The following is a 19,314-nucleotide window of genomic DNA, read 5'->3' as shown; positions in this document are numbered from 1 at the left end:
TCACCTTTTTTCATTCGCTTGTCTGACAATTCTATATGAAAAAAACGCGAGACAAACGTGCATGCTGCAAGTTTTCAGCTCATTTGTTTATTGATACCGTTTCGTCCTAACAGCTATCATGTTTGTGATTTCACACAAGGACTGTGCAAGTTGCTTCGCAATCCTTGTATTCAACCAAGCTACAAACATGAATCATGACGGCCGTAAGCGGTCTTTTCAATGAAACAAATGAGAAAAGCTTCAAAGCAAGAAGCCAGTCTCACAAAAAAAGTTAATTGGAAAGAACGCAAAAGAAAGCCAGACGGTGGCCTGAAAGGTGTGATACTGAACATAATTTTCTTTAGAACTATGAGAAATGTACTTTGTGTATTTTATTTAGGGTCGATGATCCGGTTTCTTGATCGTTTTTTGAATTGTTCGATTATAAGGCGCGATATCTAGAATGACACACTTTTTCTATTTGGACATCAAAAAACCACAACATAGGTTTTCATAATGCGCAAAAGGAGGCATGTATGAGCCGAATGTTGTGGTTGGGGGGGATCCCAGAGAGTTAACTTTTGAAAAGTAACGAGGAAATATATCTGGGAATGCTCTAACGAAGGTCTGTATTAGGATACACAAATACAAATTGTAGAGACACCCCGATTATAAATTGAACGTGACATACTATCAAGTGAAAGTATTTGTTTTCACAAAACTTTTACATGATTTTATATAACTCGAATATCTTTTCGCGAATGAACTTAACTGGAAAAGATGGAAAATCGGTATTATCCGTTGTAGCCATCAAACGTATCCTTGTTCATTAAAAAGTAAAAGGGTAATAAGAGTAGAGGAGAATTCTTTGCTCAGCTTGATAAGGCAGATAAACACCATAGATCTTAAGAAGTGACCTATAATAGATGTCATGCTTTCTTTATTAATGAAAAATAATCTAGGAGGTTAGTTACAATGGATTATTACTATTTGCTCAATAAGTTTCGTGCTAAACAATCACTGAATCTTCGAATAAAGGCACAGCGTGAAGCAGACAGAATTGATAAGAAATTTTATAAAAATAAGAAGTGGCGTAAACAAGGGTATGTATGTTATGGGAAACGAGAACGTACGCTACTTTTAAAAGATGGACCCATCACGATTTATCGTAATTATTATTACAACTGCAAAACCCGTCATGGTTTTTATCCGGTTGATGATAAATATGAACTTTCAAAGAGTATAAGAATCAGTGCAGAGGTGGAAGCATATATTTATGATGCGTATGGTAATGTAAAGATAGAATATTTAGCAAAGACCCTCGGTGTCTCGAAGCAAACTGTCTATAATGTCTTAAATCGTTTGGGTATGAAAGAGATAAGGCGATCAATCGCTCAAAATTTTACAGTAGATAGAATATTCATTCAAGCTGACGAGGATCATGTAAAGACTCAGAAAAGCAGTAAGAGAAACAGTCAAATCAGAATGATGGTTTCATATACTGACTGCGTTGAGGAGTGCAAGGGAAGAAATAAGCTTATTGATAAAAACTATATTTTATTTATGCAAGGTGAAGATATTGATGCGAAAGCCGAAGAGCTTCTCGATTTCCTATCATTAAAATATCCAAATTGTAATCAGTTTGTGGTTGGAGGAGATGGTGGATCATGGATTCAACAAGTCTTTAATACCTTTCCTCGTAATAAAACAAAATTCGTATATGATTTGTTTCACTTGACGCAATCACTGATGCGTATCTTTGGTGGTGGCAAGAAGGGAGAGATACTTCGAACAAAAGCATTGAATTATATCGAGCACGATATGAAAAATGATTTTAAAGTACTTGTAGAAGATTGGATTGATAACGCAGACAAACGTTATACCAAAAAAAGTATAAAATATCGTCGTAGTGAATTCAGGAAAATCTTGAACTTTTGGAATGAGAGTCGTAATAATTGGCTCATCGATGGATACCCTGGTACTTCTGCAGAAGGTCATGTGTCTCATTTTCTTTCCGATCTATACTCAAGTAGACCCAAGGCTCTATCAGAGAGTAGACTCCCCAATTACGTAAGGCTTCAAGAATATAAATTGAATGGTATTGATTACGAAACGTATCGTGAGGCACCAGTTAGAAAACCTGGAGAGAGTAAGTTTGTGATAGATGGTGAAATTGAAGATCATTACAATTATGAAATATCACCCTATTCAGGAAGAACTTCGAATATACCAGCATTCAATCATTCAACTGATACAGGGTTCAGAACATTTCTTCGAACGATTGCTACTGGATCCATAACTTAATACATAGATAGAACACAGTTTAATAAGAGTAAATGGACGTGTTGTTTTTAGTGTGTCCGAAATTCGGAAAAACGTGAAAAATTTCTAGAAAAATTAATTGAACGCAAAAATAAATGGTATAATGGCCATAAATACAGTGTTTTAGCACTAAATTCTTCAAAAATATAAAGAAAATGGTAACAAAGTATTGACTCTATCAGATAACGTATCAAATTGACACTCAGTTTCGATTATGATAAAGTTATAGAGCACGAAAGTGGGTTTTTTTATAATGTCAAACAAAAGAGAAAAAGTGATTCTAATTTGTACGGAGTGTCTCTCAAGAAACTACTCAACAAGTCGAAATCATACAAACGCAAGCGAGCGTTTAGAGATTAAAAAGTTTTGCAAACGATGCGGAAAACATACATTGCATCGCGATTCTAAATAGGAGGTTTTAGTTATGAGTTGGTTTACAATTGCAGGAATTAAAGAAGAAATTCGTAAAATCCATTGGCCAAGCCGAAAAGAACTTTCAAGCAATACGGTTATTGCGATTTCATTTATTCTTTTCTTTGTAGTCTATTTCCTATTCACAGAAATTGTGTCAATCGAAGCATTAAAATTACTTGGAATTGGTGGATAATAAACTATGGAAGATAAACAATGGTATGTCGTTAATACTTATGCTGGTCATGAGAACCGTGTTAAGGAAAATTTAGAACGACGAGTTGAGTCAATGGGAATTGAGGATTCATTATTCCGCATTCTTGTTGCTGAAGAAAAAGAAATTGAATATAAAAATGGTAAAAAAGTAGAGAAGATGCGTAATCTTTTCCCAGGATACCTTTTCGTTGAAATGATTATGACTGATGAAGCATGGTATGTTGTTCGTAATACACCAGGTGTCACAGGATTTATCGGATCATCAGGTGGTGGAGCGAAGCCGTTCCCAGTTTCACCAGAAGAAATTGAATCAATCTTACAACGTATGGGTATGAGCGATCAAAAACTTATCGTAGATTTCGAAATTGGAGATACAGTTCGAATTTTATCCGGACCGTTTGCCGGAATCGAAGGTACAGTTGACAGTATGAATGATGATTCACAGTCAGCGATGGTTCTTACAATTCTCTTTGGACGTGAAACACCTACAGAAATTTCATACACAGATATTGAACGTATCTAACACTAACTCTCTAACCATCTGGGCTAGAGAGTTTTCTTTATGTAATTTCATGAATTTATGTGAAGCGATTATTTGTAAATAAAATGATGTATAATAGATACGGATGGTAAATATGAATCAAATTGGAATCGGAATCGCAACAGGAAAAATAATCTTGATTGGTGAGCATGCTGTCGTTTATGGTAAACCAGCAATTGCTTTACCTTTTTATGCTGCGAAAATTGAAACAACAGTAACAATAACACAATCAGAATCAACCATAGATTGTGTCTTTTATACAGGGGAATTGAATACAGCACCAGAATCGATAGAAGGAATAACTACCTTAATTCATGCTGTTTTAAAATATTTAAATAAAGAAAATGTCAATATCGATATCAACATCAATTCAATGCTTCCAGCATCACGAGGACTCGGGTCCAGTGCAGCAGTATCTGTATCGATTGTCCGTGCATTGTTCGATGCTTTTGAGATTAAAATTACAGAAGATATTATGAAAGAACTTGTCTTGGTAGCGGAGTCAATTCACCATCTTAATCCAAGTGGCTTGGATGCAAATACAATTACACGTGGTGTACCAACGTTATTTGAACGGGATAAACTCATGGACTCAATTGCCATGAACATGGATGGTTACTTGGTTGTTGCAGATACAGGTGTATTAGGAAATACAAAAGAAGCAGTTGCTACTTTTGGAACCCAACTGGAAAGTGAACCTGAAAAAATGAAACCTTATTTGGATGAGTTCACACAACTAGCAATGAAAACAGTCCGTGGTCTTGAACTCAATGATATTTCGAGTGTAGGTGAAGCAATGAACCGTGCGCATGAGATATTGCGCCTCTTTGGTGTGTCTGACCCGACTTTGGATACTTTAGTTAATGCAGCGCGTCGTGCAGGTGCAGTCGGTGCTAAATTAACGGGTAGTGGTCAAGGTGGATGCATGATTGCACTTGCTCCTAATTTAACAGTTGCCTCGGAAATTTCAGCAGTCTTAACAGGTCATGGAGCAGTTCAAACATGGCAATATCACTTAAAGGAAATGGTGTAATATGAAAACAGTACGTGCACATACAAACATTGCGTTGATTAAGTATTGGGGCAAAAAAGACAATGCGTTAAAAATTCCGCATAATTCAAGTTTGTCATTGACACTCGATCAATTTTATACTGAAACACGGGTTGAGTACGATGCTTCATTAACGCAAGACCAATTCATGTTGGATGGAGAATGGGTTGATGATAAAACCAGTCAACGCGTTTATTGGTTTATGGACCGAATTCGTGAGCGATACGGTATTCAAGAGTATGCTCGCATCATATCGGAAAATCATGTACCGAAAGAAGCAGGACTCGCATCAAGTGCATCAGCTTTTGCTGCGCTCGCTAAAGCTGCGACTTTGGACTTAAATCTCGACGATGGAGAAATATCAAGACTTGCTCGTTTGGGCTCGGGAAGTGCGTCACGATCGGTTTATGGGGATTTCGTACGATGGAATCGTGGTACTTCCGATGAAGACAGTTTTGCCGAACCGATTGCCATGGAACCCTGGTCTGATTTTAGAATGATTGTTTGTATCTTAAATGATCAGATAAAACTTTTTTCGAGTACGGATGCAATGAACACAACCGTGGCTGATTCACCATATTATGAATCATGGGTTGCATCAACAGAAGCAGATCTTATACAACTTGAAGAAGCTGTCAAAAATCATGATATTGAACGTGTCGGTGAAATTGCACAGACCAATGCATTGAAAATGCATGCTTCTTTAATGGCGGTGAATATGTGGTATTTTGAACCAATGACGGTAGATATTATGAATCGAGTCCGTCAACTCCAAAAATCAATTCCTGCATACTTTACAATGGACGCAGGACCAAATGTCAAAATTATGACAACTGCAGCTCATGTAGAATCAATTTTAGAAGCACTGCCATCATCAGTTACAACAGTTGTTTGTAAGTCAGGGCCAGGTCTTATTATTTTATGAGATTCCCTGGGAAATTGTTCTTAATGGGCGAATATGCAGTGATGGAACCAGGATTTGCATCGGTTGTAATGGCTGTTGATAAAACAATTAATACGAAAATTTGCGCGGCTAATGAATTTACAATCGTGAGCCAGTATGGTCGGTTATCAGGTAACACGCTCTTTACTGATACTGAAGGTATGCGTTATGTGTCTGCAGCATTACGTACCGTCAATCGATTTTATCCACTTCAAGAACCGTTTCACCTCACCATTGAAAGTGAGTTAGAATCGGTCTATCATCAGAAGTATGGATTTGGTTCATCAGGAGTTGTAATTGTCGCGGTAATTGCGTCGGTTCTTGATTTTTACCAAATTTCGACATCAAAAATAGAATTATTTAAGATGGCGGTACTAGCACAACTTGAGATGCATGAATTGAGTTCAGGTGGTGATTTGGCTGCAGCGGTCTTTGGTGGTCTTATTATCTATGAACGCTATGATGTCCAGTGGCTGAAAACTCATCAGTCTTCATCAGAAATTCTCCATTTAGAATGGCCCCTTCTTAAGATTGAACCGTTGCAAGATGATATTTTTAATATTCATGTTGGCTGGACGCAGTCCGTCAATAGAACAGTCTCATATCTTAAAACGTACTTTCGACGTGCTGATGAGGATCCTTTGACGTACCGAGCATTATTGTTGGGCTCTAAATCGTGTGTTGATTCATTTATTAAAGCTTGGAAAGATAATAATTATGAAGGTATTCGATCATCAATGCGTTATTATCGCAAATGGATGCAAGCAGTTGCATCATGGACTCAACTTGATATTGAAACGGTAGCACTGACATCTCTTATTGAAAAAGCAGAAACCTTAAACTTAGGTGCGAAAATCTCTGGATCTGGTGGTGGTGACTGCGGAATCGCAATTTACGAGTCACATAATTATGAAAAAATTATCAAATTAGACATGGAATGGAAAAAAAATGATATTGTATCATTAGATGTAGAGGTATTTAGACATTATGAGTAGTATACGATCCCAACGAAAAGACGATCACGTCGCACATGCATTGCAACAAAACGGTTTCAAAAACGATTTTGAGTTAGTGCGTTTTATCCACAATAGTTTACCGAATATGAATTTTTCGGATGTTGACTTAAGTAGCCATTATTTTGGCCATGCTTTTGAGTATCCGGTTTATATTAATGCGATGACGGGTGGTAGTGATAAAACACGTGAAATTAATCAAAAACTCGCAATGATTGCGAAGCATTTTGGTCTTGCAATGGCCGTTGGTTCGCAGCATGTTGCCCTGGATGACGCATCACAAATTCCAAGCTTTTCAATTGTTCGTGAAACAAACCCAGATGGATTTATTATTGGTAATATTAATGCGAATGCATCGGTCGACGATGCAATCCGTGCGATTCAAATGATTAAAGCGGATGCTTTGGGTATCCACATTAATATTGCGCAAGAAATTACAATGGATGAAGGTGACCGTGACTTTGCACACTGGTTGGATCATATTGAGGCAATTATTCGCAGTGTTGATGTTCCAGTAATCGTAAAAGAGGTTGGCTTTGGCATGAGTGATGAAACAGTCCGTCAATTGCTTGATCGCGGCGTACGCTATGTTGATGTAAGTGGTCGCGGTGGTACCAATTTCATCATGATTGAAAATGCTCGTTCTGAACGAAAACGTTATGATTATCTTGCGGATTGGGGTTTAACACCGGTTGAATCCTTACTTATGACGCAGCCGTATCACCATCAAGCACAGATGTTAGCCTCAGGGGGTGTAACGAATCCCTTGGATGTCATGAAACTGCTTCGATTGGGAGCGCATGGTGTTGGTATTTCAGGATACTTCCTCAAAGCAGCACACTTAGAAACAGAAGCAATGTTTGATGAAGTCGAACTTTTCCTTGAGGATTTAAAGAAACTCATGGTGCTGATTGGTGCTTCAGACTTAACAGCATTGCGTAAACGTAAAATACAACTATTAGAGAGATTGGTGATGTACGATGAAACAAAATAAACCCACAATAATAGGGATTGTCCTTGTTTTAGTTGTGGCTTTATTTGCAACATCGTACTTTGTGATTGCGAACCGATGTACTTTAGATGGACAATCGGTTTGTTATGACAAAGAAACAGAACGCTTCTTGATCGAAGAAAATGCAACATTAAAGATTCAAGTCGAAAGTGAAGCATTGGGTGAATATGTCGTTGCGACATGGAATGAGGCACATCCTAATCATATTGATGCCATCACCTACGAAGTTGCAGCCCCACTAACTGCAAAGCAATTGAATGAACCATTTCAAACAGATATCTTGGTAACAAAGCAGAATGATGCCGCGTACTTCCTTGATAAATTCCATGATATGGGAGGGAAACTCGACTCGATCGTTGGATCGAAAATCCCTGTTCAAATACAGGATACCATCAACTTGACGGGCTATTATTTTATCCAAAATAGTATCTCAGGTCCGACTTTTGCATACAATGAGACCTTAATGAAATCACTCGGCTATAATATCGAAGACAGTGATACATCGGGACTTCCAGATGTTTTTGATTCATGGACAAAAATCATGAATCAAAGTAAAACATTGAATGAACAAGTAGATGTTATTTTTCCTTTGACTTTCACCGATCAACAAAGTTTTTATCCAATGTTAACGGCGGGTCGTTGGACATTGAATTTCACTAAAAAAGGATCCAATCCTGGATTTAATACACGTGAGTTTCGAGAAGGACTAGAACTCATTGATGCGATGGGAGATATCGTTTGGGATCGAACAGTTGCTAAGGATTTCCCAGATCCCAATGCGCCAATTCCAGCAGAAGCAAAACAAGATGACCATGCAAATGCAAAAGATGGCGAATCAGACGCTCAAAAACCAAGCACTACTACAGATAAACTAAATGATTCTGAAAACACGACTGAAACGAACACAGACCAAGCTACACCAACAGATGGAGATTCTGATGTGAAAGCACCAGTAGTTCCTACAGTTAAACGAAATGTTGCTGAAGAGTTAACATGGCAGTATGAAAAAGCGTTCTATGAAAACCGAGCTCTTTTCACAATTATTAACGACTTTGACATGGCCGCACAATATGAGGAAAGCACAGGGCAAAAATATGTCTATGCACCATTCCCATCCTATCAAGATCACCGTTTGTCTCCGATGGCAGAGACAGATGGTTATGTCGTTTCAATAGAGGTACAATATCCTTCGGCTGCTGCAGAAGTCATTCGAATTCTGCGTTCGCCAGAAGCTGTCTCAATTCACAATACATCAACAGGAAAAATTCCGGTCTATCATAAAACATATATTGATGAATTGAATATTGGAGACAGACATACGAAAGAACGTATTTTTGCTTACAATACTAGCGATACTCCGCCTGTCATGGCATTGGATAACAATCCTAATGTTCTCGCGCGTACGTTGTATTCAGAGGTCGATATCATGCAACCCTTGCGTGACCTTTATAATGGAAAAATAGATGTCAAAAAAGCTCAAGAAGAAATTCAAAAGCTTGCTGACGAATGGATTGCGAAAAATGATATACTAAAAGAAGCGTAAGCTTCTTTTTTAATGGAGGTGTCTATGAGTACTTGGCAAGAACTACTTCAAGAAGAATTTGAAAAACCTTACTTTATTTCATTGGCGCAATTTGTTCGTGAGCGCCGCCTGGAAGTCCCAGTCTACCCGCCCGAACAAGATGTTTTTGCTGCATTTGATGATACCCCGCGGGATGACGTAAAGGTCGTGATTTTAGGACAAGACCCTTACCATCAACCAGGGCAGGCAATGGGTCTTAGTTTTTCAGTACATAAAAATATCCCACTTCCGAAAAGTCTCATCAATATATATAAAGAATTAGAACGAGATTTAGGAATCGTTAACACACACGGTGATTTATCCTCGTGGGCAAAACAAGGGGTCTTCATGCTTAATACAATTTTGACGGTAGAGGAAAGTCAACCGTTGTCTCATCAAAAAAAAGGATGGGAGACATTTACGGATACCGTTATCGCAACGCTTGGAAATCAAGATAAACCAATTGTTTTCGTCTTGTGGGGTAAGAAGGCACAAGAGAAAAAAGCACTGATAAAAAAGCATCATATTTTTGTTGAAAGCAGTCATCCTTCACCGTTGGGTGCCTATCGCGGATTTAATGGATCGCGCCCTTTCTCAACCATAAATCATCATTTAGAAGAACTTGGCGAAACGCCAATTGATTGGAGTCTCAATGTATAACGATATTCATATAGCTTTAGATGCATTGATGCAACGTAAGAACCAAACATACGGCATCGATCACTTTAGAAAACTTTTAAAAAGTATGGGCAATCCTCAAGACCAACTGCAGACCATTCATATTGGAGGAACCAATGGGAAAGGATCAACTACAAACTACACACGCTCAATCTTGCAAGAAGCTGGGTTTCGTGTGGGAACATTTACATCACCGCATCTCATTGTTCACAATGATCGAATTCGCATCAATAATGTGCCAATTGCGGATGATATCTTTTTAAACTATATCAATCAAACATATCCTCTATGGGATGAACATCACCTAAGCATGTTTGAAATTGATATGTTGATTTCAATTCTCTATTTTTTAGATGCAGGTGTTGATTATGTTATCTATGAAGTAGGTTTAGGCGGTCGTTTGGATGCAACCAATGTAATTAATCCAGAGATATGTGCCATTACGAACATTGGTTTAGATCACCAAGGAATATTAGGTGACACGATTGCAGCGATTGCGCATGAAAAGGCGGGTATTATCAAAGAGGGAGTACAGCTTGTAACAACAATTCAAGATCGCGAAGCTTTGGATGTGATGATTAATACGGTGCACGACCACCATGGAAAATTGAAACAATTATGCATTCCTCGTTACAAGCGAGTTGACAAGTCCTATTATTTTGAACATGAAAATGTTGCGTATACACTTACGAATCAGGGTAGTTATCAAGTCGGTAATGCTGCGTTAGCGGCGTCAATCGTTCGGTTCATAATTCCGGAATTAGCAGCCGATGTCTTTCAACGAGGTGTCCGTCTTGCATCATGGGCAGGACGTTTTGAAGAAGTATTACCCAATGTCTACGTTGATGGTGCACACAATGAAATGGGAATTGATCGTTTGGTTCAAAGTGCTGAAATTTTACCACGTCCACATGTTGCCGTTTTCGCAGCACTTAAAGATAAAGAATATGGGAATATGGTGCATCAACTTACGGAAGCATTTGATACAGTGATTGTGACAGAGTTTGATTTTTTCCGTGCTGCACGAGCAAAAGAACTTGCAGAAAATCAAAATGTCCAAACAATGACACCCTACACGCAAGCGATTGATACAGCCCTTGAGAATCAAGGAACAGGGAGCATCATTGTAACGGGTTCACTCTATTTTATTTCTGAAGCACGCGAGTATTTAATGAAAAAGGTCAAGGAATGACCTTTTTTTCGTTCTAATGGCAAAAATGGAATCGATAATGTTTTTGTCTGTTTATTCAACACCTTCTTGGTTGCAATTTTTTACGCGTTGTATATAATGAACATGAGGAAAACGTTTTCCCCGGAGGTTTGCATGAAACGTATTTTATTACAAAACTTTGAGTGGTATATGAAACCAGAAACGAATCTATGGGCAGAAATTGCACGGGATGCTTATCAGTATGCGCAAGATGGAATTACGGAATCTTGGTTGCCACCAGCATATAAAGCTAAAAATGGAATCCATGATGTTGGGTATGGAGTCTATGATTTATACGATCTTGGTGAATTTAATCAAAAGAACACGGTTCGGACCAAGTATGGAACATGTTCAGAATATGAGCAAGCAATCAAAGCACTGCAAGCGCAGAAGATTAAAGTCTATGCAGATATTGTCTTAAATCATAAAATGGGTGCTGATGGTGTTGAGCGTGTGAATGCAACGGTATCACATGCAACCAATCGCTTAAATATGAAGCACCAAACAGAGATTGAAGCATGGACGGTTTTTAATTTCGATAATCGTAATAATATGTATTCAGATTTTAAATGGAACAAGCACCATTTTAAAGCAGTCGACTTTGATCATCGTTCGAAGACATCTGAAATCTATCTTTTTGATGGTAAGTCTTGGTCAGAAAACATCGATGTTGAGCTTGGAAATTATGACTACCTTATGGGTGCAGATATTGATGTGTCGAATCCTGAAGTGCGCCACCATTTAAAAGATTGGGGTCACTGGTATACCAAGCGGTTTGGTTTGGATGGCTATCGAATTGATGCTGTTAAGCATATTGATTTTGACTTTTATTATGAGTGGCTTCAGGAAATGCAGTCTGAAGCACCGAAGTATGCAGTCGGTGAATATTGGAGCCCTGATTTGCGAGCGCTTCATAACTATCTTCAAGAAACACAGTATAGTATGTCATTGTTTGATGTCCCGTTACACTTTAACTTTCATATTGCGAGTTTTTTAGGGGATAACTATGATTTACGAAAAATATTCAACGGCACACTCGTTGCAACACAACCCGAATATGCGGTTACATTTGTGGACAATCACGATACACAAGTGGGTCAATCGTTGGAGTCGTATGTCAAACATTGGTTTCGTTATCATGCGTATGCATTGATTCTACTGCGTACAGAAGGTGTACCGTGTGTATTTTATCCTGATTATAAAATGCATCTTCCCAAATTGGCACGCATGATGCGCGTATCGCATCAACTGAATGGTAAACAGTTCGACATGATTGATGATACTCATGTTATTGGCTGGAGTTTTGATGGCGACTTTCCTGGTGCGGTCGTTATGAGCAACCGCTATAATAGTATTAAAAAAATGTATGTTGGAAAGCAACATGCAGGTAAAGAATTTGTTGATTTAATGGAACACACTGAAGGTGTGGTAACGATCAATGAGAAGGGAATTGGTTTGTTCCCGGTTGCTGCTAAAGTATGCAGTGTCTATATTACAAAGGAGAATTATCATGAAAGTATTTTATGATACACTTGGAAAATTAACATGGCGTGAACCCATTAATTTATATTATCACGGTGTTCTCATTGAAAATGGAATCGTACCTAATTTAGAATTGGGAGTTGATCATGTTGTGACGGATCAATTCGGTACGGTATACCCAATTATCTACCGTGGTATTGTACATACGGCTTGGTTTGATACTACCTTTGATGCGACGCATGAGCGCTTAGGTAGTTACGTTGAAGCAGATGAAACGACTTTTAGTGTTTTTGCTCCAACGGCAATTGCAGTATACCTACGCATAGATAATGCCCGTATTTTAATGCACCGCAAAGATAACGGTGTTTATACGCACACGATTGCACAAAATCTTCATGGGATAATTTATAACTATGAAGTGCATGTCAACGGGGACGTCAATATCACGACAGATATTTACGCAAAAGCATCGATGCCGAATGGTTCTGCCAGTGTAGTGGTTGATTTTAATCAAATGCATCTTGAAACGAATCCAATTGAGTCTCGCTCAGGGGTCATTTTGGAAACTCAGGTTCGTGATTTTTCAATGGACCCGAATGTTGCATTTAAGTATCGTGGTAAGTTCCTTGGCATGCTGGAGTCTTATGGCGACTATGGGATGCAACATATCCTCGATATGGGAGTCAGCCATATTCAGTTAATGCCAATCAATGATTTCGGAAGTATTGACGAACTCAATCCTTTGGAAAACTATAACTGGGGCTATGATCCAATGCAGTATATGGTATTGGAAGGATCATACAGTACCGATCCCAATGATCCACTTCGTGTCATTTCCGAGTTTTCCACATTGGTGAATGGTTATCACAAACACGGTATAGGAGTTAATGTTGACGTTGTTTTTAATCATGTCTATGAAGTCGCACCATCAGCGTTTCATCAAACGGTCCCATACTATTACTTCCGTTACGACAATGTCTTTGAACTTTATAATGGAACATTCTGCGGAAATGAGGTTGCCTCAGAGCGTCCTATGGTTCGAAAAATGATCGTCGATGCATGTCGCTATTATGTTGAGACATTTAGAATTGATGGTTACCGTTTTGATTTGATGGGCATAATGGACATCGACACCATGCTCGCAATTCAAGAAGCCATTCCGAATACAGCGTTATACGGAGAAGGATGGCATATGGCATCAGGACTCCCTGATAGTCTTAAAGCGAGTATGGAAAATACTGCGAGCTTGCCAGGTATCGGCCATTTTAATGATCAATTCCGTAATCTTGTAGGCGGCGATACTGATGCTCGTAATTTAGGGTATGTAGATACAGGGCTAACACCGCTTATTAAAGAAAGTATTCTGGGGAGTGGTAATCTTTTTGCTGATGCTGCTTTAAGTATTAATTACATTGAATGTCACGATAATTATGCACTTGCGGATAAAGTCGTTTTAAATCATAAACAGGTTGAAGCAATCGATGTCTTAAATGCATTGGTGATTTTATCGAAGGGTGTTCCTTTCATGCAAATCGGTCAAAGTTTCTTCCGAAATAAACAACAAAATCATAACTCCTATAATTTATCAGATGCGGTCAATCGGATTGATTGGTCTTTTGTGAAGACATATCGTGATTATCATGAAAATGTGAAGCGATTCATTGAATTTAGAACAAAAAACAAAAATTATTCTATAAATTTTGTAGGCGATGAAATTGTGTTCAAAGGTACTCATGGAGCGATATCTGTGACACCCAATAATGTTATCTTCATAGACGAATAATGTAAACGTATACATTTCCCCCTTTACAAATGCAAAAGTCTTGCTATAATAGGTTTAAGAAAACGATTTCCTAAATCGTGAGGAGGAAGAAGTAGTGAAACGATTTGTTAAAGTTATGACGGTACTTATGGTATCACTAGCACTAGCAGGATGTTCATCAGGCAAGCCAGCATCCGAAACAATTAATCTGAAAGTATGGGGTTCCCAAGATTCTCAAGAGTTCCTATCAAAACGCATTGAGAAGTTTAAAGAACTAAACCCGGACAAGACATACAAGATTGAATTAGGTGTTGTTGGAGAACCTGACGCACGTGATTATGTAACACAAGATATCGAAGCTGCAGCAGATGTCTTCGCATTTGCTAATGACCAAATCACAGACTTGGTTGAAGCAGGTGCATTATATGAAATCACTAAAGACAAAGAACGTATTGTTAAAGACAATGTTCCCGGATCAGTCGATGCAGCAACAATCGATGGTAAACTTTATGCTTACCCAATGACTGCAGATAATGGATACTTCATGTACTATGACAAAAATGTCTTTACAGAAGAAGATGTTAAGTCATTGGATTCAATGATCAAAGTTGCTGAAGCGAAAAATAAGAAAATCTTCATGGATGTTTCAAATGGCTGGTATAATGCATCATTCTTCTTAGGAGCTGGTGGAAAACTTGCTGTTGAAAATGGCAAACAAGTCACAGACTTCAACAACGCACGTGGACTTCAAGTTGGAGAATATATGCGCTCATTTACAGCTTCACCAGCATTCTTAACGGGTGATGATACAGTCTTACAAGCAGGTATGGGTGACACAATTGCAGCTGGTGTATCAGGAACATGGGTTGCAGAATCAATGGAAAAGACATTGGGTGATAACTATGCAGCGACAAAACTGCCAACATTCAACATTGGTGGTGAAGACGTTCAAATGGCAAGCTTCGGTGGCTACAAACTCATGGGTGTTAAAACAAAAACAAAACATCCAGTTGAAGCAATGGCTTTAGCAGACTTTTTAACCAATGAAGAAAGTCAATTAGAACGTTTCAACACATTGAAACTTGGACCATCAAACATTAAAGCTGCAGAAAGTGAAGCAGTTCAAGCTAACGTTGCATTAAGCGCTTTAGCAGAACAAGCACAATTCGCACACAGTCAAAAGAGTGTCCTTTCAAACTACTGGACACCATCTGAAGCATTCGGCCTTGCACTTGAAGATAAGAATCCTGCACCTATGCAAGAACTCTTAGATCAAATGGTCAAACAAATTCAAGAAGGTGTAATAGAGTAACAATTAGGGGCGTAAGCCCCTTTATTTATTAAGGAGAACGTGAAATGGAGAAACTAACTCTACCGTTTAAAAGGTATATCAACGGATTTGGTAAGGGTGATACAGCCACACGATGCGCATACTTTATCATGGGTTCGGGGGCCTTCTTAAGAAAGCAATTTATAAAAGGATACCTGTACCTATCGGCACAAATCTTATTTGTGTTGTATATGCTACGATATGGTGTAAACCAGCTTTCAGGACTCGTGACATTAGGAACTAATGTCCAAGGAAAAGTCTTTGACGAAGCATTGGGGATTTATATTTATACTGAGGGTGATAACTCGATGCTTATGCTTCTATTTGGAGTATTTTGTATCTTTATCATTTTAGGATTCTTACTGATTTACTTTACTAGTGTTAAAGGTGCAATTAACAATCAAAAAATGATTGAAGAAGGGCACCCTTTACCAACATTCAAAGAAGAACTTAAAACACTTCTTAACGAACGCTTCCACATTACAATTTTAGCATTACCAACAATTTTGACTTTCGCATTCACAATTGCACCGCTAATTTTTATGATTTTAATTGCATTTACGAACTTTGATAAAAATCACCAACCTCCAGGTAATATCTTCGGATGGGTTGGAATCAAAAACTTTACGGATATGCTCTATAATAATAAAATCATTTCTGGAACATTCTTTGCATTATTGAAATGGACCTTTATTTGGGCAATCTTTGCAACATTCTTGAACTATATCTTTGGAATGCTGTTAGCGATGCTTATCAACGCCAAAGGCATTAAAATTAAAAAATTCTGGCGAACAATTTTTATTGTCTCGATTGCGATTCCGCAATTTGTAAGTCTAATGATAATGAGTCAACTTTTACACGATCTTGGTCCTGTTAATGTCTTGCTTCAGAACTGGGGTATCATCAACGAACCGATTCGCTTCTTAACGAACGGTACACTGGCCAAGATAACGGTTATTGTAGTTAACTTATGGGTTGGGGTTCCTTATACAATGTTAATAACATCTGGAATCCTAATGAACATTCCGCAAGATATGTACGAAAGTGCACGAATTGATGGTGCCGGACCGGTCCGCCAATTCTTTAGTATTACGTTACCGTACATGTTAAGTGTTACGACACCCTATCTTATTACACAGTTCATTGGTAACCTCAATAACTTTAACTTAATTTATCTATTAACAGGTGGTGGTCCATTATCCTTGAACTACTACCAAGCTGGTGAAACTGACCTCTTAGTAACGTGGCTCTATAAGCTAACGCTTACAGATAAAAACTACGCACTTGCGTCAACGGTCGGTATTATTATCTTCATTATCAGTGCAGTATTATCATTAGTAGTCTTTAGAAGGGTTACATCGAAGGAGAGTGATTTCCAATGATCCGAGGTATAAAAGCAAAACGCCGTGCAACAAGTGCGGCAGGCCATACTGTCCTAACAATTCTGAGCTTTATCTGGTTACTACCAGTAGCATGGGTTGTCATGACATCGTTCCGTGGAGAAGGCGGAGCATTTACAAGTTATATTATTCCGAAAACATGGACATTCGATAACTATACGCGTCTGTTTACAGATACAACATTATTTAACTTTCCACGTTGGTTTATGAACACGTTGATTGTTGCGATCTTTACCTGTGCGATTTCGACTGTTATTACGCTCGCAACATCGTATGCATTTTCTCGATTACGCTTCAAATTGCGTAAACCCATGATGAATGTGGTATTAGTTATTGGGATGTTCCCTGGTTTTATGGCGATGATCGCAATTTACTATCTCATCAAAGCAATTGGGTTGGACCAATCACTAGCGGCACTTGTACTTGTTTATTCAGGTGGAGCAGCGATGGGTTACTATATCTCAAAAGGATTCTTTGATACGATTCCAAAGGCTATCGATGAATCAGCGATTATTGATGGTGCTACCCGTAACGATATTTTCTGGAAAATTACATTACCACTTTCCAAACCAATTATTGTCTATACAGTCTTAACATCATTCTTAGCACCATGGGTCGATTTTATTTTTGTAAGTTTTATCATGCGTGACAACTACAATAACTATACAGTTGCTCTTGGACTCTTTGAGATGTTGAAACGTGAGAATATCTATCAATACTTTACGCGCTTCTGTGCGGCAGCGGTATTGATTGCGATTCCAATTACAATTCTCTTTATCTTTATGCAAAAATACTATGTAACAGGTGTTACCGGAGGCTCTGTTAAAGGATAATGAAAAAATTGAGTTTACTTCTAATCTTAGTCTTAATGATTTCAGGATGTGCATCGTCACAGACATCGTATGTCCATCCTGAAGTACCTTCAGTCTATTACGAAATATTTGTTGCATCGTATTATGACAGTAATGGTGACGGTATGGGTGATCTTGATGGTGTTCGTGAGAAACTACCATATATTCAAGAGACATTGGGGATTTCAAATATATGGTTCATGCCAGTTATGCCCTCACCGTCATATCACAAATACGATGTCACCGATTATAAGACAATTGATCCTCAGTATGGGGATATGGAATCAATGAAAAATTTATTAATCGCGATGGAATCTCGTAATATGACCTTGATTCTCGATTTGGTACTCAATCATACATCTATTGAACATCCATGGTTTACCCAGGCAGTTGCTGCGAAACAGACCAACACATGTGATACAAACAAATACTGTGATTACTATAATTTCAGTGATACGTGGCAAACGGGGTACCGTGAATATGCACCGGGTATCTGGTATGAATCTGTGTTCTCTGAACATATGCCAGATTTAAATTTGGATAGTTCAGAAGTACGCCGAGAAATCTCGGATATCGTATCATTTTGGCTCGACATGGGTGTTAAAGGCTTTCGCCTTGATGCAACCAGTCATTACTATGCTGATGATGTAGCACGTAACAATGAATTTTTAGATTGGCTCAATACTGAAGTGAAAACACATACAAAAGATGCATACATCGTTGCAGAAGCATGGATTCCGAATGCTATTGTAACGGATATGTATGCATCAAATATTGACTCTTTCTTTAATTTTGGACTTAGTCAAGCAAACGGTATGATTGCAAAGAGTGTGAAAAAAGGTGACGGTCAATCACTTGCACAGTTTGTTGCAGAATATAATCAAGCAATTAAAGCTAATAATGAAAATGCTTTAGATGCGCCCTTTTTATCGAATCATGATCAGGGTCGATCCGCAACATACTTTAATGATGTCGATCAGCAAAAAATGGCTGCATCATTATACTTGATGATGCCAGGAAATCCGTTTGTTTATTACGGAGAAGAGATTGGGATGAAGGGAAGCGGTGTTGATGAGAACAAACGTTTGCCCATGGTCTGGTCTCAAAAAGATGCAACGGGTCAAACGAAAGCACCACAAAATGCGGACTACACAGTACCTTTTGATTCATCAGTTGCTGATCAAGAAAAGGACAAAGCATCGTTACTTAATCATTATGCACACGCAATTAAAATTCGGAACAAGTATCCGCAACTGGTTACGAGCTCACCCACTGCGGTGACATCCAGTGCAGCATTATACGTCATGAAACATGACGATATTACGGTTATTCATAATTTATCGCAGGAATCACAAACACTGCCAGGGTCGTATTCCATCCTAGATACCATTCAAGGATCTGCAAAAGCATCATCAGATGGATTGCAAATCGAAGGTATGAGTAGTATTATCGTTAGAGACAAATAAAACAAAAGATATGTGATACTTGCTGAAAAAAACGTGATTTTCCACGTATTTACAGTTAGAATGCTATAATTAAGCAGTGTAAGGGA

General features: G+C 38.3%; 17 protein-coding genes. All 17 read left to right on the top strand.

Annotation, left to right across the window (positions count from 1 at the left end; translation table 11 throughout):
• Positions 1–954 precede the first annotated feature (954 nt).
• Positions 955–2,283 (top strand): UPF0236 family transposase-like protein, encoded by a 1,329-nt coding sequence (locus GVV22_RS08970; protein ID WP_159649778.1) that lies wholly within the window; start codon positions 955–957, stop codon positions 2,281–2,283.
• Between the two features lie 271 nt (positions 2,284–2,554).
• On the top strand, positions 2,555–2,713 hold the full coding sequence (gene rpmG, locus GVV22_RS08965) for a 50S ribosomal protein L33 (RefSeq protein WP_159637706.1): 159 nt from the start codon (positions 2,555–2,557) through the stop codon (positions 2,711–2,713).
• Between the two features lie 12 nt (positions 2,714–2,725).
• Positions 2,726–2,908, top strand: a complete 183-nt coding sequence (secE, locus tag GVV22_RS08960; protein WP_159637704.1) for a preprotein translocase subunit SecE — start codon at positions 2,726–2,728, stop codon at positions 2,906–2,908.
• 6 nt (positions 2,909–2,914) lie between these two features.
• Positions 2,915–3,451 (top strand): transcription termination/antitermination protein NusG, encoded by a 537-nt coding sequence (gene nusG / locus GVV22_RS08955; protein WP_159637702.1) that lies wholly within the window; start codon positions 2,915–2,917, stop codon positions 3,449–3,451.
• Between the two features lie 112 nt (positions 3,452–3,563).
• Positions 3,564–4,502, top strand: a complete 939-nt coding sequence (gene mvk, locus GVV22_RS08950) for a mevalonate kinase (RefSeq protein WP_159649777.1) — start codon at positions 3,564–3,566, stop codon at positions 4,500–4,502.
• 1 nt (position 4,503) lies between these two features.
• Positions 4,504–5,445 carry a diphosphomevalonate decarboxylase gene (mvaD, locus tag GVV22_RS08945; RefSeq protein ID WP_159649776.1) on the top strand — a complete coding sequence of 314 codons (942 nt, stop codon included), beginning with the start codon at positions 4,504–4,506 and terminating at the stop codon, positions 5,443–5,445.
• Positions 5,442–6,458 (top strand): phosphomevalonate kinase, encoded by a 1,017-nt coding sequence (locus tag GVV22_RS08940; protein ID WP_268890722.1) that lies wholly within the window; start codon positions 5,442–5,444, stop codon positions 6,456–6,458. The genes mvaD and GVV22_RS08940 overlap by 4 nt, the downstream gene beginning before the upstream one ends.
• Complete coding sequence (gene fni / locus GVV22_RS08935) at positions 6,451–7,470, top strand: type 2 isopentenyl-diphosphate Delta-isomerase (RefSeq protein ID WP_236261945.1); 1,020 nt, start codon at positions 6,451–6,453, stop codon at positions 7,468–7,470. The genes GVV22_RS08940 and fni overlap by 8 nt, the downstream gene beginning before the upstream one ends.
• Positions 7,457–9,031 carry an ABC transporter substrate-binding protein gene (locus tag GVV22_RS08930; RefSeq protein WP_159649774.1) on the top strand — a complete coding sequence of 525 codons (1,575 nt, stop codon included), beginning with the start codon at positions 7,457–7,459 and terminating at the stop codon, positions 9,029–9,031. Before fni ends, GVV22_RS08930 begins: the two co-directional genes overlap by 14 nt.
• 12 nt (positions 9,032–9,043) lie before the next feature.
• Complete coding sequence (gene ung / locus GVV22_RS08925) at positions 9,044–9,709, top strand: uracil-DNA glycosylase (protein ID WP_328603018.1); 666 nt, start codon at positions 9,044–9,046, stop codon at positions 9,707–9,709.
• On the top strand, positions 9,702–10,919 hold the full coding sequence (locus GVV22_RS08920; protein WP_159649772.1) for a bifunctional folylpolyglutamate synthase/dihydrofolate synthase: 1,218 nt from the start codon (positions 9,702–9,704) through the stop codon (positions 10,917–10,919). The genes ung and GVV22_RS08920 overlap by 8 nt, the downstream gene beginning before the upstream one ends.
• Positions 10,920–11,051: 132 nt before the next feature.
• Entirely contained in the window at positions 11,052–12,464 is a 1,413-nt protein-coding gene (locus GVV22_RS08915) for an alpha-amylase (RefSeq protein ID WP_159649771.1), read from the top strand.
• On the top strand, positions 12,448–14,202 hold the full coding sequence (locus tag GVV22_RS08910; RefSeq protein WP_159649770.1) for a hypothetical protein: 1,755 nt from the start codon (positions 12,448–12,450) through the stop codon (positions 14,200–14,202). The genes GVV22_RS08915 and GVV22_RS08910 overlap by 17 nt, the downstream gene beginning before the upstream one ends.
• A gap of 94 nt (positions 14,203–14,296) precedes the next feature.
• The gene (locus GVV22_RS08905) at positions 14,297–15,493 is read left to right on the top strand and encodes an extracellular solute-binding protein (RefSeq protein ID WP_159649769.1); all 1,197 of its coding nucleotides are present in this window, start codon (positions 14,297–14,299) and stop codon (positions 15,491–15,493) included.
• 44 nt (positions 15,494–15,537) lie between these two features.
• Positions 15,538–16,893 (top strand): carbohydrate ABC transporter permease, encoded by a 1,356-nt coding sequence (locus GVV22_RS08900; protein WP_159649768.1) that lies wholly within the window; start codon positions 15,538–15,540, stop codon positions 16,891–16,893.
• A complete protein-coding gene (locus GVV22_RS08895) occupies positions 16,890–17,744 on the top strand; it encodes a sugar ABC transporter permease (protein ID WP_201287531.1) in 855 nt (284 codons plus the stop codon). Before GVV22_RS08900 ends, GVV22_RS08895 begins: the two co-directional genes overlap by 4 nt.
• On the top strand, positions 17,744–19,228 hold the full coding sequence (locus GVV22_RS08890) for an alpha-amylase family glycosyl hydrolase (RefSeq protein WP_159649767.1): 1,485 nt from the start codon (positions 17,744–17,746) through the stop codon (positions 19,226–19,228). Before GVV22_RS08895 ends, GVV22_RS08890 begins: the two co-directional genes overlap by 1 nt.
• Positions 19,229–19,314 lie beyond the last annotated feature (86 nt).

The sequence above is a fragment of the Erysipelothrix aquatica genome (genome assembly GCF_009828825.1).
Taxonomy (GTDB): Bacteria; Bacillota_I; Bacilli_A; order Erysipelotrichales; family Erysipelotrichaceae; genus Erysipelothrix; species Erysipelothrix aquatica_A.
This window is presented reverse-complemented; position numbering and strand designations above follow the sequence as displayed.